Source organism: Glaciihabitans sp. UYNi722 (assembly GCF_040549465.1).
Lineage (GTDB): Bacteria > Actinomycetota > Actinomycetes > Actinomycetales > Microbacteriaceae > Lacisediminihabitans.
Window position 1 is genome coordinate 1 of sequence record NZ_JBEPTL010000037.1, and the last position, 20,295, is coordinate 20,295.

The 20,295-nt window shown below is 62.5% G+C and carries 18 protein-coding genes; 9 read left to right on the forward strand and 9 right to left on the reverse strand.

Annotated features, from left to right (window positions below):
* Positions 1 to 90 precede the first annotated feature (90 nt).
* Positions 91 to 1,266 carry a PIN-like domain-containing protein gene (locus tag ABIB56_RS17720; protein ID WP_354570546.1) on the reverse strand — a complete coding sequence of 392 codons (1,176 nt, stop codon included), beginning with the start codon at positions 1,264 to 1,266 and terminating at the stop codon, positions 91 to 93.
* A 528-nt stretch (positions 1,267 to 1,794) separates the two neighbouring features.
* On the opposite strand from ABIB56_RS17720, the gene ABIB56_RS17725 reads away from it, so the two are divergent.
* A complete protein-coding gene (locus tag ABIB56_RS17725; protein ID WP_354570547.1) occupies positions 1,795 to 2,376 on the forward strand; it encodes a recombinase family protein in 582 nt (193 codons plus the stop codon).
* A 357-nt stretch (positions 2,377 to 2,733) separates the two neighbouring features.
* Positions 2,734 to 2,922 (forward strand): hypothetical protein, encoded by a 189-nt coding sequence (locus ABIB56_RS17730; protein WP_354570548.1) that lies wholly within the window; start codon positions 2,734 to 2,736, stop codon positions 2,920 to 2,922.
* On the opposite strand, the gene ABIB56_RS17735 is transcribed toward ABIB56_RS17730, so the two are convergent.
* Positions 2,902 to 3,900 carry a phosphotransferase family protein gene (locus tag ABIB56_RS17735; protein ID WP_354570549.1) on the reverse strand — a complete coding sequence of 333 codons (999 nt, stop codon included), beginning with the start codon at positions 3,898 to 3,900 and terminating at the stop codon, positions 2,902 to 2,904. The two genes, ABIB56_RS17730 and ABIB56_RS17735, sit on opposite strands and share 21 nt — an antisense overlap.
* A 750-nt stretch (positions 3,901 to 4,650) precedes the next feature.
* Positions 4,651 to 5,649, reverse strand: a complete 999-nt coding sequence (locus ABIB56_RS17740; RefSeq protein ID WP_354570550.1) for a LacI family DNA-binding transcriptional regulator — start codon at positions 5,647 to 5,649, stop codon at positions 4,651 to 4,653.
* A 167-nt stretch (positions 5,650 to 5,816) separates the two neighbouring features.
* On the opposite strand from ABIB56_RS17740, the gene ABIB56_RS17745 reads away from it, so the two are divergent.
* From ABIB56_RS17745 to ABIB56_RS17765, 5 genes are all read left to right on the forward strand, one after another.
* Positions 5,817 to 7,103, forward strand: a complete 1,287-nt coding sequence (locus ABIB56_RS17745) for an ABC transporter substrate-binding protein (RefSeq protein ID WP_354570551.1) — start codon at positions 5,817 to 5,819, stop codon at positions 7,101 to 7,103.
* A 25-nt stretch (positions 7,104 to 7,128) separates the two neighbouring features.
* The gene (locus ABIB56_RS17750) at positions 7,129 to 8,073 is read left to right on the forward strand and encodes a carbohydrate ABC transporter permease (RefSeq protein WP_354570552.1); all 945 of its coding nucleotides are present in this window, start codon (positions 7,129 to 7,131) and stop codon (positions 8,071 to 8,073) included.
* Positions 8,070 to 8,993, forward strand: coding sequence for a carbohydrate ABC transporter permease (locus tag ABIB56_RS17755; RefSeq protein ID WP_354570553.1), 924 nt, complete (start codon positions 8,070 to 8,072; stop codon positions 8,991 to 8,993). Before ABIB56_RS17750 ends, ABIB56_RS17755 begins: the two co-directional genes overlap by 4 nt.
* Positions 8,990 to 10,912, forward strand: a complete 1,923-nt coding sequence (locus ABIB56_RS17760) for a beta-L-arabinofuranosidase domain-containing protein (protein ID WP_354570554.1) — start codon at positions 8,990 to 8,992, stop codon at positions 10,910 to 10,912. The genes ABIB56_RS17755 and ABIB56_RS17760 overlap by 4 nt, the downstream gene beginning before the upstream one ends.
* Positions 10,913 to 11,203: 291 nt before the next feature.
* The gene (locus ABIB56_RS17765; protein WP_354570555.1) at positions 11,204 to 11,683 is read left to right on the forward strand and encodes a hypothetical protein; all 480 of its coding nucleotides are present in this window, start codon (positions 11,204 to 11,206) and stop codon (positions 11,681 to 11,683) included.
* Between the two features lie 202 nt (positions 11,684 to 11,885).
* Here the strand turns inward: ABIB56_RS17765 and ABIB56_RS17770 are convergent, their stop codons facing one another.
* The 4 genes from ABIB56_RS17770 to fgd form a co-directional block, all read right to left on the reverse strand.
* Positions 11,886 to 12,650, reverse strand: coding sequence for a coenzyme F420-0:L-glutamate ligase (locus tag ABIB56_RS17770; RefSeq protein ID WP_354570556.1), 765 nt, complete (start codon positions 12,648 to 12,650; stop codon positions 11,886 to 11,888).
* A 5-nt stretch (positions 12,651 to 12,655) separates the two neighbouring features.
* The gene (locus ABIB56_RS17775; protein ID WP_354570557.1) at positions 12,656 to 13,657 is read right to left on the reverse strand and encodes a TIGR03557 family F420-dependent LLM class oxidoreductase; all 1,002 of its coding nucleotides are present in this window, start codon (positions 13,655 to 13,657) and stop codon (positions 12,656 to 12,658) included.
* A gap of 179 nt (positions 13,658 to 13,836) precedes the next feature.
* Positions 13,837 to 15,243: a D-alanyl-D-alanine carboxypeptidase family protein gene (locus ABIB56_RS17780; protein ID WP_354570558.1), complete on the reverse strand. Its 1,407-nt coding sequence runs from the start codon at positions 15,241 to 15,243 to the stop codon at positions 13,837 to 13,839.
* A gap of 100 nt (positions 15,244 to 15,343) precedes the next feature.
* Positions 15,344 to 16,366 (reverse strand): glucose-6-phosphate dehydrogenase (coenzyme-F420), encoded by a 1,023-nt coding sequence (gene fgd, locus ABIB56_RS17785; protein WP_354570559.1) that lies wholly within the window; start codon positions 16,364 to 16,366, stop codon positions 15,344 to 15,346.
* Positions 16,367 to 16,457: 91 nt separating this feature from the next.
* Here fgd and ABIB56_RS17790 point away from each other — a divergent pair, with 91 nt between their 5' ends.
* Positions 16,458 to 18,248, forward strand: coding sequence for a DUF2207 domain-containing protein (locus tag ABIB56_RS17790; protein ID WP_354570560.1), 1,791 nt, complete (start codon positions 16,458 to 16,460; stop codon positions 18,246 to 18,248).
* A 26-nt stretch (positions 18,249 to 18,274) separates the two neighbouring features.
* Here the strand turns inward: ABIB56_RS17790 and coaD are convergent, their stop codons facing one another.
* Both coaD and ABIB56_RS17800 read right to left on the reverse strand, forming a co-directional pair.
* Entirely contained in the window at positions 18,275 to 18,769 is a 495-nt protein-coding gene (coaD, locus tag ABIB56_RS17795; protein ID WP_354570561.1) for a pantetheine-phosphate adenylyltransferase, read from the reverse strand.
* Positions 18,770 to 19,255: 486 nt separating this feature from the next.
* Entirely contained in the window at positions 19,256 to 19,651 is a 396-nt protein-coding gene (locus ABIB56_RS17800) for a nuclear transport factor 2 family protein (RefSeq protein ID WP_354570562.1), read from the reverse strand.
* 98 nt (positions 19,652 to 19,749) lie between these two features.
* Between ABIB56_RS17800 and ABIB56_RS17805 the strand changes: the two genes are divergently transcribed.
* Positions 19,750 to 20,124, forward strand: coding sequence for a winged helix-turn-helix transcriptional regulator (locus ABIB56_RS17805; protein ID WP_354570563.1), 375 nt, complete (start codon positions 19,750 to 19,752; stop codon positions 20,122 to 20,124).
* Positions 20,125 to 20,295: the final 171 nt, after the last annotated feature.

The window sequence follows — 20,295 nt, forward strand, 5'->3', positions numbered from 1 at the left end:
ACATCATCGCCCACCCGCAAGGATTAACACGGGAACGCCAAAAATCGTCCAAAACACGCCGAAGACAATGAAATAAACACGACTGTAGTACTAGGACCAGTCCTTGCCGCCGGGCATGTCATCTGGGTCCGGTTCGAAGTGATTGGAGAATCCCTGAAACTCGGCCGGGACTTGGTAACCGATGGTCTTTCCGGGCCCGTCGTAGACCGCACTCAGAGCCTCCGCAGATGCTGGGCTCAGCATTCCGTCGCGCACTAAGAGTTTTTTTAGCCTGAGCACGGGGGTCGCGAAGTGACGAAGCGACCGGGCGTCCTCGTCGCTTCCCAATATGCGATAGATCTCTTCCCGATCGACGAAACCATCAGCAGTCGCCGCCGTGGTGATCGCTTCCACGCGATCGTCGTAGCCCTCGATCGAGAGCTGGGTCAGGAGCCATTTGTACGCAGCCTCGTCCCACTCGACATTTCGAGAGGCAAGGACCTTTTCGGATTCGTCGAGTGTGTCGCCCGAGACGCCTCGTTGTGGATCCACCTCGCCGACGAGCTGCAAGAGGTCCCGCGTCGTGAGTAGAACCAGGTCGGTTCCGCCTGCGCTCATGACATCCTCAATGAGGACTGGATGAGGCCCTACACCGATGCCCCGCTCCTCTAAAACCCAGTCCCCCTTTGCGGTGTCGTCCGAGATCACCAGCAGCGCCCTACCTCGAAGGCCGGGATGTCTAAGTGTCTCCGCCCACCACAAGTAATCGCCCTTGTTCTGATCCTTGAATCCAGGAGCGATCGACTCGTTGTGCCGCTTCTCAGCTTCGAGAACGTCAGCCTCTAGGAGTTCAGCACTTGGCCTCGCCGCTACGTGTCCAGTGAGGATCACGTCGAGGTTCGCGGTCCATTCGTCGATCGTCCCAACGAGCCTGTCGGGTTCGAGATCGTACTGCTGCAGCGCGTCCTCGTAAGCGTTCTCCAAGGCGGCGAGGAAGTCGGTGACGGACTCTTCGAGGGCTGGAACGTCCTTCGATCTCAAGGTGCTGCGATTCTTGAATCCGTTGACAACCGTCCGAACGGAACGCTTGATGCCGGCGACTTCTTCTGCAATGTCCTGCAGTTCCTTGTGGCGATCGGCGACCACCTTCACCCGATTGCGGTTGTATTCAACGGCGATCTGGTGAGGGACGAAACACCGCTCCGCAACTTCGGCTAGGACTCGTAGCAGCTCCTTGCGGGCAGACGGGGTGTAGCGCAACACGTTCAGGAGGACGTTCGCGTCCAAAACAATCAGTCCACTGCTGAAAGCCTGGACGACCCGAGCTTGGTCGGGGCGGTAGTGATGGCTGAATCCGGTGATTAGGGAGCGAGGCGATTCATCGACCGCCGGGATATCAGCACTCACGAGCCCACGTCCAGCATTCCACTTCTGATCCCGCACGAATAAAACGACATGGATCGAGCATGCCATGCGAAAGACTTACGGACAGCGGCTGTCCGCCTACGGCTTGACATGTCGCCACTCTGCCGCGCTGCGCAGCTAAGTCTCAACGCCCGAGTCTCGTCGCGGACTTCTGTGTCCTTCGTGGTGGAATGCAGCACTTGCTGGGCGAAAGGCCTTTGCCCTGGCTCCCAGGGAGCACCAGGTTCCAATTGCCTCGTATCCCTAAGGTTTCGAGGCGTCTCGTCGGTCGCAAAAACTGGCGGGTCAGATTGTCGCAATTCGGCGGATCCGCGATTCTCGTAACTATGTGTCGTAACTATGTGCTTGAATTTCGGTACTCACTGTTAGTTACGAGACACCTGGAGCGTTGTGACGAAACTGATCGGTTACGCGCGCGTATCGACTCGACCGCAATCAACGGATCGGCAAGAAACTGACTTACTCGCCGCCGACGTGCGACGTGACGACCTCTACGTCGACCAAGGCTCCTCGGGCGCTCGGGCTTCACGCCCGCAGTTCGATCGCGCCCTCACCGCGCTCGAGGCGGGGGACACCCTCGTCATCACAACTCTGGACAGGCTCGGCCGGTCGACGCAGAATATGCTCGACTTCGCCCAGGGGCTCCGCGATCGTGGCGCGGGACTTCGCGTGTTGAACCTCGGCGGTGGCGAGGTGGACACCTCGACGCCTATGGGATCGATGCTCTTCACGATCATGGCGGCTCTCGCGCAGATGGAGCACGATATCAAGCGCGAGCGGATCATCGACTCCGTCAGCAAGCGCCGCGACGCCGGGAAAGATCTCGGTGGACGCCCACAACGCGTCACCGACAGCCAAATCCGAAGCGCCATCCGCCTTGTCGAAGGCGGTGACCCAGCCGCCCAGGTAGCCCGGGATCTCGGAATGTCGCGAGCGACGTTCTATAGAAGATCTCGAGCTCTCACCAATTAGCAGAGCACCAGCGACACGGAGCCATCACAGAACACCGCCATTTATCGATCAACTCCACACACAGCGCTTGTCCGCCCTGCGGGACGCCTCGTTTCCCTAGGGATATGAGACACCGGCATACTGAAATAGCATCCTCGAGCTCGTCCGCTAGACGCACGGGAGAATCTATTGATCGAAGCAACACCTTCTTTCAAGGTGGTTTTGATCAATAGAATCTCCCGTCCCGCAAGGGCGGCAGCCGGGCCGTGCGCCGCGTCAGCGGCGCCTTGATCCCGTAGAGCCGGATCCCGCAACGCAGAGGTACGTGCCGTTGTCGCGCGCCAGGTGATGTGCGACACTGGCGTGCAGAAGCGACGCGTGCGCAAGCACGACCTCGGTGCGGTACGCACCAACGAGGACGCCTCGGATCGACCGCCCGTCGCGCGTATGAACAACGACGTGTCGGCCGTGACGGACTTGAGCCAGCTCACGCGCCCGGACTCGGGTGCAGGTCACGATGTCCCGTGTAGGCGCGAAGACGACGACCTACCAGACGAGGCCATCTAGATGGTTATGGCCGGAAAGCAGGCGAGCGATGCGGTCCTGCGCCTCTTCGCGTATGTCAGGCTGGGGGTGGTGTGCGTATAGCGCGAGCTCCCGGTGCATGTCATAGAAGAGCAACCGCTCGCGCAGATGCTCGCGCTCGAACAGCTCCGGATACGCGCCGTGAAGCCATCCGGGGACCTCGGTGAGTGTGGTTTCGTCGAGCCCTTGTTCACCGGGTACGGGTGGGTACTCTCGCGCCTTCGCGCACCAGCGCAGGATGGTATCGAGCTCGACATCCGCTGGCTGAGCCAACGCCTCCGCGAAGTCGATAAGACCGGTGACGCGTCCTTGGTCGACCATCACGTTGGATCCATGTAAATCACCATGGACAAGGACGGGTTCGTCGGCGGCGAACAACACCAGCCGCTCCTGGACCCAATCGTCGACGTCTGCTAGCAGGCGTGAGTCATGACCGGGCAGTCGCCGGGCAGCCTCGACCAGCTGGAGCGCCGCACTCACTACGGGTGGGTGGAACGCAGCCCACGGCTTGCCGGCGAGCGCATCAGCCAGCCAGGGTGGCAGCAGGTCGGCCGGGACCGGAACGCGGTGAAGTGCGCGCAACGCAAAGCCGAGGCTTTCGATCATTGCTTGGCGCGTGCGCGAGTCCGCCGCGGGCCAGACATCGTACATGGTTCGGCCGGGCACGCGTTCGGAGACATACCACGGCCCGTCCAGGCCGTGGCCGTGGGCGAGGTGCCGGGCGTGTGGGACCTCGCTGCCGGCGAGCAGGTTGACGACTGTAGCCTCGTGGCGATACGCGTCGCGAAACTGTCCGTTGCTCAGTCGTACGACGTATTCGTCGCCGACCCACACGCGGCTAACCCAGCCAGCCTTTGGAAGAAAGCGCCCTGTTGCTGGCAGACCAGCGGCAGCCAGCGTCCTCAGCACCGTCGGGTCGGTAGCCGGCTCGTCGACGAACGGTGTTGATTGGTTGCACACACACCAAGCGTCGCACACGTACCAAGTCTCGCGATCGCGAAGCCCAACATTACCAACGCCAGCGAGGTCATACTCGACCCGACCATCGAACCGGCCTGGCCGCCCATCGACAAAAGAAAGTCTCGATTACGCCGAAGAGGTGGATCCACTGACTCCGCCGATGCCACCACGCCTCCTCGCATTGACGCCATCCATAGGCCCAGAGCGGCGTGGAAGCAAATCAGGAATCCAGATCCCACCGCAACAAGAAACCGGCCAAATCTCACGAGGCATCTACCACATGCGGCGGCGATTGCTCGACACCCACTGCCCTACTCCGCCCGCAAGCGGTTCCGTTACCGGGTAACCTTCCGGGTCGAAACCCGGTCTCGATCGCGCTTTCCCGACGGCGTGAAATGCCGTCCGCTCATTGCCGCTTTCCTTGGAGAATGGTGCGGCGGATCGTCAGTTTGGCGTCCTGGCACATACCTATCCCTAGTTGTCGCTGTCATGCAGTTCGTCGGATGTTGAGACGTTGTTGCGGTGGGTTCTGCCGAAGAGACTGCTGGGAATAGGTCTCTTGCCGTATCGCTTGGTTCTCTCTCCGAGAAGGCTAATAGTCGAGGTGGTAGAGCCGTTACTGTTTGCGCCTACCAGTACCGATCTGGTGGCCATTGTCATCTGGCGAAACGACGAGGTCGTTCGTCATCTGGTGGCGAGTGGCGAGTGGCGAGTGGCGAGTGGCGAGAGAGTTTCGGCGCCTGGTGGTTTCTATGTAGATTGCCGGGGCACGAGGAAGCAGTCCACACGCCGCACTCCGCCGGCGACATCTTCGCCGTGGATCCTACGCATCAGGAGGTCGGATGCTTGACGACCGACTTCCCTCAAATTGAGGTCAATCGAGGTGATGCTGGGCCTTGCGGCATCCGTGATCACGCTCCAGTTGTCGACGCCGACGACACCGACCTGGGCGGGCACGTCGATGCGATTGTCTCGCAAGCAGTCCACCACCCCCCGGGCAATCTGGTCGCTGGCGCAAAAGACGCCGTCAAACGAGGTGTTCAGAAGCCGGGTGGCGGCCTCGTAGCCCCACCGCTCGCTCCATTCCCCGTAGAGTGCACCGCCGCCGACCACTTCCGATCCGCTGTCGAGGATTTTGCGACACGCGCTCGTGGCGCGATGCACGCTGGCTGTGTGGCGGCGTGCGCCGGCTATGACGGCGATGGAACGGCGACCCGAGCCGAGGAGGTGCTCGATGGCGCGTACTGCCCCGGCTTCGTCGTCAGGAACGATCGAGACGTCGGCGGGATCGGCGGAAGGTGCGAGCGCGTACACTGCCGGCACCTTCAGTAGATTAGTGATTGATGCTCGCGGGTCGCTGGAGCGTCCCGCAACGATGATTCCGTCTACGCGATGGTTCAGGAATGTGGTGATGTAATGCTGCTCGCGGATTGGATCGCCGCGGCTTTCGGCCAGGAGCATCGAGACCTCACCCGGTCCAAAAGTGTCCTCGGCCCCGGTGAGAATCGGGATGGTGAACCGGCCATAAGCGTCCGTCGAGAGCACACCGACCAGGAATGAGCGGTCAGCACGTGTCGGGCTTGGGGTAGCCCGAATTTCGAAGCCTAACCGTTCTGCTATGCCGGCGACACGTTGTCGTGTCGCGTCGGTGAGCTGTCCCCGGCCGTTGACTACTTTTGACACCGTGCCTACCGAAACCCCCGCTTCCGACGCGACATCTGCGAGTGTCACCTGACGTTTCATGATCATCTCGACCTCCGGTTCTCACCCTACGACCCGTTAGGCAAAGTTTGCCTAACGTGTTGCCTCACTCGCCCAAATAATACCGTTGACATGGAAAGTTTGCTTGATTAGTGTAGGAAAACAGCAGCAAAGTTTGCCGTAGGTTGTGGCAACAAGATTTCGAGGAGACAACAATGAAGTTATCTAGCATGCGGCGCACCACCCTCGTGGTCGCCGGTCTGGCCGTCGCAGCGGTGGCGATGGCCGGGTGCACATCTGCGGGCAGCAGCAGCGACGGGAAGGCAACGATCAACCTATGGCAGCGTGATGGTGGGGTCGATCTGCATACTCAGGTGAAGGCGTTCGAAAAGTCTAACCCCAACATTTCGGTGAAGATTTCAACGATCACGGGTGATCAGTACCTCACCAAACTCGCGAATTCGGTGCGAGCCGGCTCGGTACCCGACGTTATCAGCTTCGACATTGTCAATACGCCGCTCTTGGCGACGCAGGGAGTGCTTGCCGAAATCACAGATAAGGCGAAGGCGCTCCCGAATTTTGCCACGCTTGCCTCCGGTGGCGTCGATATCGGCACGCTTGCCGGTAAGCATTACGCCCTTCCGGTCGCGCTGACCGGGTCACAGATGTTCTGGAACAAAGCGCTATTCACGAAGGCAGGCCTCGACCCGAATACGCCACCCGCATCGCTTCAGGAGATCAAGCAGGATGCTCAGAAGATCCAGGCGCTGGGCGGAAATGTGACCGGGTTCTCCACGATCGGTGGTGTCGGGCAGGCCTGGACTGGCTTCCCGAGTGCCTGGGCCGGCGGCGGTGAAGTTCTGACACCCGCTGGGAAAAACCAGAAGGCTACTTTCACTGACCCCGCGGTGGTAGGCATGGTCTCTTGGTATCAGGACATGTGGAAGTCCGGACTGATGCAAAAAACTGATCAGCCTAACCAGGACCCGGGAAACGTGGGCGTAGAGAACGCGTTGAAGGGCGACGTGGGGATTATTTTCATCGGTGCAAACGTGCTCACCCCGAAGAAGGATCAATTCGGGAGCGCTGTAGGTATTCCCGGGCTGGATGGAAAGTCGGGTTCCTTCCTCGGTGGTGACGAGATTGCCGTCACCGCCGGCGCGAAGCATCCCGATCAGGCCTGGAGCTTGACGAAGTGGCTAGTGAGCACGAAGGATGCCGCGAAGATCGACCTCTCCCAGGGATGGATCGGGCCGGACCTCAGCCTTGCGAAGCAGCTCGCCTCCGATGGCTGGGAGAAGAACATCGTCGCGACGCTGGGTATCGGAAAGCAGCCGAAGAGCATCGCATACAACGCGGTGATCAACGATCCCAACGGTCCGTGGGCTCAGCAATCGCAGAAGGTCATCTTCCAGGGCGCAGACCCGAAGACTGCGCTCAAGTTGGCGAACACGCAGGCCAACGCGCTTATCAGTAACGCCTACAGTCAAGTCGGGAAGTGACCGTGCACTGCGGAGGAGTTCTCCAATGACAGCGGTCACCGGTACGACGCTCGGACCCGCGCTCGCGCCCGCACGACGGCCATCTCGCTCCCGCAGCCGACGGAGCCTCGTTGGGTACCTGCTTGTCGCACCGGCTCTTATACTCGCGCTGGTGTTCTTCGTCGTGCCGATGGTGATGCTGGTTGCGATGTCATTCTCCCACTGGCCGTTACTGGGACAGGTCACGCCGGCGGGATTCGACAACTACGTGCACGCATTCGGTGACGCGGCGTTCTGGCAGTCGCTCGGTTTCTCACTGCTGTTCACGCTCGTCGCGGTTCCGGCTGGCATGGTCGTGAGCTATTCGGCGGCGGTCATGGTCCGCGGTGAGGGTCGCTTCGTCTCGTTCGTGCGGACAACCTTCTTCCTTCCTGTGGTCATCGGCTTCACCGCCGCGGCATACATGGCCAATGTCATGCTGATTCAGGGCACGGGCATTATCAACGTGCTGCTCCGAGCCACAGGGCTCACCAACGGCCAAACTGCCTGGTTCACGCACCCCACGACCGCGTTCTGGGCAATCGTCGTACTTACCGTGTGGAAGTCAATGGGGGTCGCGATGATCCTGCTGATGGCCGGCATGCAGGCGGTGCCCGATGAGGTCTTCGACGCGGCCAAGGTCGACGGTGCCGGCTGGTGGCGGCGCGAAGCGTCGATCGTCTTCCCGTTAGTCAGGCGGCAGTTCGCCCTGTGTCTGCTCCTGGCCGTATCCGGCTCGATTCTCGTGTTCGACCAGTTCTACGTTCTGACCAAGGGCGGCCCAAGCGGAGCCACGACGACAACGGTGATGTATACCTACGAACAGTCGTTCGTACGCTACAACCTCGGCTATGGCGCGGCACTATCGCTGATACTTACCGTCATCATCCTGATCCTTGCTCTCATCCAGCTCCGCGCGCTGCGGGCGACCGGGACGGAGGACGAGCGATGACAGCGCTTACCGCCGATACCGCGCGAACAGGCGATCGCACCCGACAGGTCGGAACGCGGGGGCCGTCCCCTCGCCGACGCCGACAGCTGTCCTCGGCGACGTACATCGTCGTCGGCACACTTCTCGCACTCCTGTTCATCGCCCCGGTGATTTACATCCTGCTGAGGTCTTTCCTGCCCGCCTCGGCGGATGCCGAAGGGATCGGGCTCGGTTCGCTCCAGCACCTCACTACAGGTAACTACGCCAAGGTCTTCGACCCGTCTGTTGACATACGTCAGAACGTGTTGAATTCTCTCCTGGTGGCCGTGGCGGTGGCTGTGATCGTCGCCGTCGTGTCAACCCTTGCAGCCTATGCTCTGGCCAAGATCCGCTTCCGGTTCTCGACCGTGATCTTCGTCCTACTCCTCGCCCCGCTCGTCGTGCCTTTTCAGGGTCTTTTGACGCCACTGTCGATTGTGCTTGGCAAGCTCGGCATCCTCGATTCGCTGGTGGGCGTGATCCTCGTGCTGAGTACTTTGCAACTGCCATTCTCGGTTTTCGTCATGCGCAACACGTTTGACAGCATCCCGGCGGAACTTGAGGATGCCGCGCAGATTGACGGAGCTGGCACCCCGCGCATCCTCCGGTCGGTGATGCTGCCACTGGCCTGGCCGGGACTGGTGACGGTGGCACTGTTTGGGTTCATGGCGGGGTGGAACGACTTGCTCGCCTCGGTTGTGTTCCTTTCCACCGATAGCAAATACACGCTCCCACTGGCGCTCTCGAGCATCAGCACATCGTTCAGAATCCCCGGGGTTCCGATCATCGACCCGGGGCTCCTCACGGCGGTCGCGTGCGTGGCTATCGTGCCGGTGGTCGTGCTATTCCTCGCACTGCAACGCTATTACACAAAAGGTCTAATCGGAGGAGCTATCAAGTGAGCGAACGGATCCAGAGCATGCAGGTCCGAAACCGCCCGCTTCCGCTTGGGGAGATTGTGCCTACCGGGTGGTTACGGGATCAGCTTCAACTCCAGGCGGACGGCATCACCGGGCAGCTGGAATCGATCTGGCCGGACGTTGGCCCCGACAACGGTTGGCGCGGTGGTGACGGCGAGAAATGGGAACGCGGGCCCTATTACCTGGATGGACTCATCCCCCTGGCCCACGTGCTCGACGACGAGAAGCTCCTTGGGCTCGCGCGACCGTGGATCGAGTGGATCCTGGGCTCGCAGCGCGACGACGGCTTCTTCGGACCGACAGGCAACGACGACTGGTGGCCGCGGATGGTGGCGCTCAAAGTATTGACCCAGCACGCCGAGGCCACGGGCGACGAACGGGTCGTTCCATTTCTTCAACGGTACTTCCGGCACCAGCTTGAGCATCTTCCCAAGCGGCCGCTGTCATCGTGGGGCCGTGCGCGCGGCGCAGACAACACGCTCTCGGTGTGGTGGCTGCACGAGCGTACCGAAGAAGACTGGCTGCTCCGCCTGGTCGACCTGATCGACCAGCAATCGCTGCCCTGGAACCACTACCTCACGACCGAACTCATCACCGGGCCCGCCCGCACCTTTTCGCATCGCACGCATGGACCGAACGTGGCGATGGGCCTCAAGAAGGGGGCGGTCGACGCGATCCGCGACGGAGATACCGCCGGCCATCGCCGGCAGACGGAGGCGGCGTTTGCGAACCTTGACCGGTGGCACGGACAGGCCCACGGCTGGTTCTCCGGCGATGAGTGGCTTGGCGGGCGCGAGGCAACAGCCGGAATCGAAACCTGCCAGGTGGTCGAGATGATGTTCACCTGCGAAGTGCTCGCTCAGGTATTCGGGGCAGGTGCTGACGGGGACCGTCTCGAGTCGCTCGCGTACAACTTGCTTCCCGCCTCCAGCGATCCACGGATGCTCGGCCACCAATACCACCAGCAGGCGAACCAGATCGAAGTGTCGGTCGCGCGACGAGAATGGACGTACTCCTCAGATGACGCCGGAATCTTCGGACTGGAACCACACTTCGGCTGTTGCACAGCCAACCTGCATCAGGGCTGGCCCAAGCTCGTCTCGCACCTGTGGCTTCACGACGCCGACGGTGGACTCCGCGCAGTCGTCTACGCTCCCGCCGAAGTGCGCACCACTATCGACGGGGACCCCGTTGCCGTGACCGTGCAAACCGCTTACCCCTTCGACGAGACAATCACGATCACAGTCGACACCGACCGCGTCGAACCGTTCTCTCTGCACCTGCGCATACCTGCCTGGGCTACAGATGCGCGGCTCACCGTTGGCGGGGAGACCGTCACCGTCGAACCGGACGACGGGTATGTGATCCTCAACCGGGACTGGTCAACGAACGAAGAAATAGTCCTTGTTTTACCAATGCGAGCTCGGATCATTCGACGCGAACGTCAGGCGGCAAGCGTGCGGTTGGGCCCCCTGACCATGGTTCACTCGCCCGGTGAGAACTGGGTTGAGCAGGTTGGAGCGCCGGGCATCGGGGAGTGGGAGATCCACCGCCGCGGCTCATGGAACGAAGCTCTCAGAGACATCAACGCCGCATCGGAGTGGCCCGTGGAGCGTCGTGCGCTACCCGACGCTCCCTGGTCGCTTCTCGCCGGCGGCCACGCGCCCGTGATCGTGCGCGCATCCGCTGCGCGTGCCAGCGGCTGGCGGATGGAGGGTGCCCAGTCAGCCGTCCCACCGCTCAGCCCTGTAATGGACCGAGGTACCGACGACATACTCGCCCTCGTCCCATACGGCTCCGCCAGGCTCCGTGTCACTGAATTCCCTGTCGTCGGCAACTGGCAAGACGTTGACGACCCTGGCGACCCCGCGTACGCCGCCAGCGACGGCGACGAGGTCTGACCCTCGCCTTCCCGGTGCACATATACGGTAAGTGGTGTGGGACTTTTCAATAGGATCAAAAACCTGGTCGATGCGGAGTACCGGCTGACGTCGTGCTCTGCTGGGGTCTCTGGGGCGGCGTATTCGAATTGTCATCTGTCGGGTGTTGTCACTGGGCCGGGTATCGCCCCCGTGGCCGTTGAGCACAACTCGGTGTTGACACCAACAGCGAAGTGGCCGGCGCCGGGTCAGACGCTTCCGGTGAGCGTTGAGCGGGGCAATCCTCAGAAGTTGCGGATTCGGTGGGATGAGATGCCGACCAACCGAGAGCTGGCAAAGCAGTACAGCCAGCACGAGGCTGAACAGTTGGCCGCCCAATTGGGTTCCGCGCCGCAGGCGTCTTCGACTGCGGCGGCACCAGCCGCTGGCGTTGTGGGCGATGCGCATCGCCCGGTCCCGGGAGCTTCCGCCGGGGGGCTCACCCCTGAGCAGGCCGCGGCGGCGCTCTCCGGCGGCGCGGCCGGTCTGGGCCTGCAACCGGCGACCGCTCGGGTGCTCGCCGCCCACGAGGTAGCTGTGCCGCAGGGCACACCGAACGCCCCGGGCGGGACCTTCGATCTGACCCTGGATGTGAGCCTTTCTGCCGGTGCGGGGTACAGCACCAGAATGCGTGTGTCATTCAGCACACCGGAGAAAGCCGCCGCGATCGCCCGCGTCGGCCGCGACCTCCCGGTGCTGGTCAACCCGTCCGCGCCGGACCAGGTCGCAATCGATACCGCACGACTCATCTGAGCCCCAGATCCCATCCCACCGTGTCAACCGTGGTCGGCTGCTCATCGCTGAGGCCGCCGTCAGTGACGTCGCCGCCGGTGACGTCGCCGTCGGTGAGGCCGCAGAACAAGCCTGATCACCCCGCTTCTTCCTCCGCGCACACGTGCGGCAAGCCCAGCATCTCGAAGTCCACACGCGGTCGCGGCGGTGGCAGATCGGCCTATCAATCGGACAAATTGAATGGCAACGGGGCAATCGTCTCTTTTCCCGCTTCGAAGCCCTCGTTCCAGGCTTCCTCGGTACCCAACCGGAACATGTCCGTCGCCGAGGAACGGATGAGAACGCGCGCATCAGGCGCATCGTCATCGAGCAGGTGCGAGAGCCCACGCACCACGGCCACCGGGAGTCCCGCACTCTTGCGTTTGACCAGGTCCGCCGCGGACGCGATCTCGTCGCCGGTCGCCGGGACAGTTACGTCGAGGCGGCGCCCCTGCGTGTCGAGCGAGCCGCGGAGGTCGTCGAGCAGGCGCACTCCGCTGCCGCCGATCGCGACATCCGTCTGCCCTTCGCGCCAGGCGCGTCCGAGCGTGTCGGTAAGGATCACGCCGAGCCGGATGCCGAACCTCGCCTCGAGCGTGGTGCGAAGCGCGGCTGCCGAGGCGTCGGGGTCGAGCGGAAGCAGCAGCACCGTGCCCTCCGGCGTATTACTCGCGTCCACGCCGGCGGCGGCCCCGACGATGCCGAGCCGGTTCTCGACGATTCGCGTCATTCCACGTCTCGCCACCACCCGCACTGTCTCATCGGTGATGGCCTGTTCGCGATCGGCTGCCTGCACGATACGACCCTCGGCTTTGGAGACGATCTTGCTGGTCACCGCAAGAATGTCGCCGTCCTCGAGCAGGCCATCAGCGACGTCCCCGATGAGGGTGCCGAGGTCGTCTCCTGCCTGGACCTCAGGAATGCCGTGCAGTGCAAAAAGAGCGAGCATCACCTTCAGCGCACCAGTTTCGGAAGCACGTCGCGAGCGAAGACGTCAATCCATTCGCGCTGGTTGCGGCCGACGTTGTGCAGGTAGACGCGGTCGAAGCCGAGGTCGAGGTAACGCTGGATGTGGGCACGGTGCACGTCGAGATCATCGGAGACCAGCATCCGTCCTTCGAAGTCTTCCGGGCGCACCAGCCGGGCGAGCTGCTCGAATTCGAATGGCGAGCGGATGTCGGAGCGCGGAAACCGCATCCCACCGTTCGGCCATTCGGTGATCGCGTTGGTCATCGCCTCGGCATGCGTCGGCGCCCAGCTGAGGTGAAGGCGCAGTACCTTCGTGCCCTTCTTGCGACCAGCCTCACGCACGCCCTCGTCGAAGCGTGAGAAAAGCCCTTCGATCTTGTCGAGGGGTGCCCCGTCGATGATGATCCCGTCAACGGTGCGGCCCGCACGCTTGGCGGTGACAGGGCCCGCCGTGGCCACGAGGATCGGCGGTGGAGTCTCTGGCATCGTCCAGAGCCTGGTCGACTCGAGTGTGAAGAACGGCCCCTTGTGTTTGGCGTCTCGACCGGAGATGGATGCCGCGAACAGCTTGTTGATCACCTCGACGGCCTCGAACATCCGGTTGATCCGCTCCGCCGTCTCCGGCCAGTAAACCCCGGTCACGTGTTCGTCGATCGCCTCACCGGACCCGATGCCGAGCCAGTGCCGCCCCGGATACATCGCCGCCAATGTCGCGCTGGCCTGGGCCACCATCGCCGGATGCTGCCGGAACGTCGGCACCGTCACGCCCGTTCCGAGGTCACCCCGCGTCGTCTGGCCGAGGGCGCCGAGCACGTTCCAGACGAAGGACGCCTGCCCCTGCTGCGGCACCCACGGCTGGAACCGATCCGCCGCCATGACGCCCCTGAAACCGTGCTCCTCCGCGTACCCGCTCAGCTCGAGTACCTCGGTCGGGTGGAACTGCTCCAGCATGGCGGCGTAGCCGATGGTGGGCGGAGTTGCGGGCATGAGTCCATTCTGTCGAATCCGACGGGTGTCAGTTCATCCTCGTACATTCTGCCGGTCGGTATTCGACCGTGGTGCTCATCGCCAAGGCTCCACTGACTCAGGACCGTCCTGAATTAGTGGAGTCTGCCGGAGCGCACGGCCGCCCCCTTGTCGATATCGAGGCAGGAGCGGACGTTCGACTACCGTGGGTCGAACAGGTGGGCCGGATGCGTCAGCCGCCACCAGGCATCCGGCGCCGTGATTGAGCCCTTGAGCACCAAGGGCACCGTGACCGTGGCCTTACCCGCCACGAAGGTCACGCTTCCCACCTTCGTCCCGGTCTTCGCGGTCGTGACCTTTCGTGTTGTCCTGGTCGACGTGACGGCGGCGTTCGACCAGGCCAGCGCCGACGCGTGCTCGCCAGCGACGATCGTCGCGTCATCGTTCCACGGGGTCGTGTAGGTGCCGAAGACGTCGCCCTCGCCCACCAGGCGGATCTGCTGGAACCCGGATTGGATGCTCGCGATGAGAGCACGTGCAGCATCGTTGACCGACTGCCGACTGTCACCGCCCAACACCACACCGACCACCGTGATCGGCTCGGGAATACCGACATCCACGCGCGCCGAGAACAGCAGGTCGGAACTGTCGAGGGTGCCGGTCTTGATGCCGTTGACGCCGTCGATCCCGAGTAGATCATTGGTGTTGGAAATCTGACCGATATTGGCCACGGACGCGCTCTGCGAACCGACGATCGTGGCGACGAGTGGGTTCGCCATCGCCAGCTTGCCGATCGCGATCAGGTCGGTCGGGGTGCTGACGTTCCGCGCATCCACCCCAGTCGGTTCCACCAGCTTCGTGTCGGCCATCCCGTGAGCCGAGAGCCACTTCCTCGTCGCCGAAAGGAAGTTGGCCTGGCTGCCGAAAGCCCAGGTCGACATCGCCTCCGCATAGTTACACGCGGATGCCACCAGGATCGTCGCGAGGGCGTCCCGTTCCGACATCACCGAACCGGTGCTCATCGGTTCGATACTCGCGTCCATCACGTAGTACTTGTCGTAGAGGTCGTGATCGGCCTTGCTGAACGTGATGTTCGGACCGGCATCCTTCTCACCGAGCGGCTTGGCGTCCAGGATGACGAGGGCCGTGATGAGCTTGCTGATGCTGGCCATCGGTAGGGCTGCAGTGCCGCCACTGGAGGCGAGAATCCCGTTCGTGCCCGTCGTACCCTCGAAGTCTTCGGCGCCGGCGACGCTGACGGCGCTCTCCCCCACCTGGGGAAGCGAGAGTGCAACGGCGGTGGCCTTCGGGGCCGTGACCGGCTGGAGGTGCACGGTGGCCGCGTCCACCGGGGCGGACAGGGCCAGCGGGATGTACGTGCCCACCACCGCGAGAATCATCAGCACGACCACCACCGTCGCGATGCCTGCGCGGGTGCGGCGGCGACGGGCGCGGGCGACAGCGGCGGCATCCATCGGCGGTGCTATTCGGCCATCGGGCTCCACCTCGAGCGTCGGCCTGCTGCCCCGACTGGTGGCCTGCGCCTCACCGCGCGCCAGCATCGCCGAGAACTCGGCGAACTCATCCCGGCGGTCGTCGATGCTCACGATCTGCAGACCGGGTTTTGCGCGGAGAAATACTCAATCACGATCTCATGCTAGACGAGACCAATACGTTTATCGGCGAGGCCGAGCAGTTATCAGTGAGTCAGGCCAACGCCCTCAGCCGTGGGGCCAGATCGCGTTCGAACAGCTCGAGGAATCGCCGCTGGTCCTGGCCCGGACCGTGGAAGACGAGGTGGTTGAGACCGGCATCCACATATTTTTTGATGTCGGCGACCACGGCATCGGGGTCTGAGCCCACGATCCAGCGCGAAGCGATCTGCTCGATGGGGAGGGCATCCGCGGCCTTCTCCATCTCGATCGGGTCGGTGATGTCGTGCTTCTGCTCCTTGCTGAGCGCCAGCGGCGCCCAGAACCGGGTGTTCTCCAGCGCGGTCTCGGGCGAGGTGTCGTAGCTGAGCTTGATCTCGATCATGCGGTCGATGGCTCCGGAATCGCGACCGACCTTGTCCGCACCCTCCTGCACCGACGGGATGAGCTGCTCTGTATAGAGCTCCATCCCCTTGCCGGAGGTGCAGATGAAGCCGTCGCCCTCGCGGCCGGCATAGCGAGCCACGACCGGGCCGCCCGCCGCGATGTAGACGGGGATCGGCACATCCGGTCGGTCGTAGATGGATGCACCGTGGGTGGAGTAGTACTCTCCCTCGAAGTCGACGCGGTCCTCTGTCCACAGTTGGCGCATCAGCCGGACGGCCTCGCGCAGCCGCGCGAAGCGCTCCTTGAACTCCGGCCAGTGCTGCTCTCCTGCCCCGCGGAATCCGGTCGCGATCTCGTTCAGTGCCTCGCCGGTGCCCACGCCGAGCATGATGCGGCCGGGGTAGAGGCAGCCCATCGTGGCGAAGGCCTGCGCGATCACGGCCGGGTTATAGCGGAATGTCGGTGTCATCACCGACGTACCGATCTGCACCGTAGAGGTTCGCTCCCCCACCGCCGCCATCCAGGCCAGCGAGAACGGCGCGTGGCCACCCTCGTGACGCCACGGCTGGAAGTGATCGCTCACCGCGACGCTCTCCATGCCGTGCGCTTCCGCCGCCACCGCAATCTCCACCAACTCTCGCGGGTCGAACTGTTCTGCGGATGCTTTGTAGCCGAGTTTGAGGGGGAGCATCTCTCAATCCTGCCACCACAACCTGACGCGAGGACAGCCGAGACCAGCGGACGATGCCGTCTATCCACAGCGACCGATAGCGTTAGCTACCATGCGCTTCCGACTTCTCACCGCCGTGGCGCTGACATCTCTGGCCGTCGTCGCGCCCGCGGCATCAGCAACGGCATCCGTCGACGACTTCTCGTTCTCCTCGTTCACCGCTGATTACTATCTCGATCGCGACGCCGACGGCAACGCACACCTGCGGGTGGTCGAGACATTGGTGGCGCAGTTTCCGGACTTCGACCAAAATCACGGCATTGAGCGCCATCTGCCGAAGACCTACGACGACGTCGACCTGCATCCGAAAGTCAGTTCGGTTACGGACGGCCACGGAAAGTCGCTGAAGTACTCGGTGAAGGATGACGGCTACAGCTACCTGACCGCGCGCATCGGCGACCCAGATGCCTACGTTCATGGGACGCAGACCTACAGGCTCGAGTACACCTTCGACAACGTGGTGCGCTCGTTCTCCGACACGAACGCCGACGAGTTCTATTGGGACGTCAACGGCACCGGATGGCTGCAAGACTTCGACAAGGTCACGGCCAGGGTGCACCTCGGCCCCGGACTCGCGAAACAACTCACGGGAAAGAGCGCGTGCTATGTGGGAGGCGAGGGCAGCACCGATCGGTGCTCGATCGCACGAGCCGGCAACACGATCACCGCTAAGGCCACGGGTCTCACTGGGTTCGAGACTGCCACAATCTCGATCGGATTCGACCGGTCCGCCTTCGTCGATGCCCCGAAACACGGGGACTCCTGGCTGTGGACGGTAACACCGTGGGTGCTGCTCGGGCTGCTTCTGATCATCGCTGTGATGGTGCTCGGCTTGAGGCTGTTCGTCTGGCGGAACGCGCCGGGCAGCACGGTCATCGCGCAATACGCTCCCCCGAAGGACATCTATCCGCGACTCGCCGCTGAGGTGCTCAGAAAGCGTCGGCGCGGACTACCCGCGCAGATCGTGGACTTCGCCGTGCGTGGGGTCGTACGGATGCGCGAGTTCCCTGACGAGCCGAAATCGAAGCGTTTCGAGCTTGAGCTGCTCGACGCTAACCCGAAGGCGCTCTCGAAACAGGAACGTGTGCTGCTGAGCATGCTGTTCGGCAAGCTCACCACCGGGAGAAAGCTCAGGCTCGACCGTGGCGACCGCAGCCTCGGTGATCGACTGGCACAACACTCCGGCGACGAGGCGTACCAGGCGAGGGAGAGGGGCTACCGGCATCAACCGAAATCCGTCTGGCCGGCACGGATTCGCTGGGCACTTTTCGTGTTGGTCGCTGCCGTGATTGCTCTGGCCTGGTTCGCCGACCAGAACCAGACGACCAACCAGATGATCGTCATCGCTGTTTTCGTCGTCGCCAGCGTCGGGATAGTGCTATTCATCGTCGTCAGCCCGCCCCTCGTTCTCACGGCCAAGGGAGCGATACTTCGCGACCATCTGCTCGGCTTGCGCGACTACATCGCCCTCGCCGAGGCCGACCGCATCCGTGTGCTTCAGGCCGCCGACACCGCAGAGCGCATCGACGTGACGGACCGCTCGGCCGTGCTCAAGCTCTACGAGCGACTGCTGCCCTACGCCATGATCTGGGGAGTGGATCGCAGTTGGATGCGGGAACTCGAACAGAACTATTCGATCTCCGAGAACGCCGACTGGTTCGCGGGCAGTACAGCCGTCACCGGGATCGCTGTCTTTTCCGGAGCGATCGGGTCGACTCACTTCGCCACGACCCCGTCGGCCCCATCATCGGGCGGTTCCGGCGGCGGCTCGAACTCGGGCGGTTCCGGCGGCGGCGGTTCGGCCGGCGGTGGCGGAGGAGGCGGAGGAGGAGGAGGCTGGTGATTCCAGACTCCGCCAACGAGCAGCGGTCAGGCCCGGCTGGCCGGTGACTGCAGGAAGTTAGCCACGGCCTTCGGTACGTAGGGGCTCACGTCGCCACCGAGAGCGGCCACCTGACGTACGAGCGAACTGGAGACGTGCGCATGGGCGGGATCCGGCAGCATGAAGATTGTCTCCACACCGGCGAGGTTGCGATTGACGATCGCCATCGGGGTCTCGTACGCCACGTCGACCTGCGAGCGCACGCCCTTGACGAGCACGCTGGCCCCGACATCCGTGCAGTAATCCACCAGCAGGCCGACACTCCAGGAGGTGACGATGATGTTGTCAGGCAGGCCGGCATCGACGATCGATTTTTCGATCAGGGCTACGCGCTGCGCTACCGGCAACAGCGCCGATTTGTCGGGGTTGTGCACCACGAGCACGTGCAGCTGATCGAAGATCCCCGCCGCTCGCTCAATGACATCCAGGTGACCAAGGGTCACCGGGTCGAAGGAACCAGGGACGACGGCGATCCTGCTCATGACTTGAGACTATCTGCTCGATATTACGAACTCGTGACCGTTACCTTCCTTGCCACTCCAATTGTCCGATTGGCAACTGAGATGTCCACCGAGATCGCCACTGCGATGGCCACTACGTCGAGGGGCTCGTACCCACTCAAGCGGGACGAACTCGTGAGTTGTGACATCTTCCTCAATCATCGACATCGGAATCCCAGCGGGCTTGCTGCCGTTCCGTCCACGGAGTGAAGGTCAATCGTCGAAGACCGCGAACGGTCGTGACGCTGTGTCATATCCCATGGGTCGTTGGCGGCCTGAAGAAGGCGCGGTACAGGTCCGCAGGGCTACGAAGTGCTACGAAGTGCTAAACGTCAAACTCTCATCACTGAATCTCTGCAGCGATCCGCTTCGCCCACGCTTTCCGGTCACGAATGATCAGTTTCGGCGAATCTTAAAAAGGTGAGGGTCGTCGGAGGCTTCTGCTCGTAGCGGTGGTTCGGGATTCGGTCAGAACATTCCGTTTTTGTTTGCGGGGTTCTGCGGTATGTCTTGGATGACGTCCCAATGCTCGATGACTTTGCCATTCTCAAGTCGGAAGAAATCAGCCAGAGCGCGCCCTGGCTTTCCCGGCTCGAGAATGAGGTGGGAATGAGTGACCACTAGATCGCCCTCGGCGAGAACCCGCTTGATTTCCAGCATGAGGTTCGGGAACTCTCCGCGGAGCCAGTTCACGAATCCGATGAATGCCTCGGGCCCATCCTCCGCGTCGGGGTTGTGCTGAATGTAGTGGTCTCCGAAGTGGTCGGCGATCGCTTTTTCAGGGTTGCCGGCGAAGGCAGTTTGATAGTAATCCACGACAATTCTTTTGTTCTCTTCAAGGTTCAATTTCATGGTTCCAATCACTGCGTGAACACCGGCGGCTTTCCGTGGTGTCGATCGAAAACTACGCTAGCGCGGATGCTTTCTATCGCACAGTACCCACCTTAAAGTAAGCTTCTTTGATGCTCACGCATCACACACCAACCACGATTCCCGCTAACAGGCCATTCGATGTTTTCGACCCGGCATGCCCATCCCGGGCAGTGCTCGAACATGTGACCAGCAGGTGGGGAGTTCTCGTCCTTGCGGCACTAGGCGGGCAGACCCTTCGGTTCAGCGAATTACGCCGACACGTCAGCGGCGTGAGCGAGAAAATGCTTTCGCAAAATCTCAAAGCCCTCGAAAAAGACGGCTTCGTCCTTCGTCGGGATCACCAAAAAGTCCCCCCGTACGTCGACTACACGCTTACTCGCGCCGGGGAAGAGGTCGCTGCTTTCGTCAATCAACTCATCAACTGGGTCGAGACCCACATGCCCGAGACCTCGTCTACGGAGTAAGCGCACAATGGCTACTTCCGGTCCGCCGGAAGAGAACCCTGGCCGACCCGGATGATTCGTCAGGGAGAACTGAGGTACTAGGGCGTGTCTCCTAACGGTTTGAGCCAGATTGTGATGGCCCGAAGGACGACTCCGCCGCGGTAGGTGAGGGCGAGTTTGTCGTATCTGGTT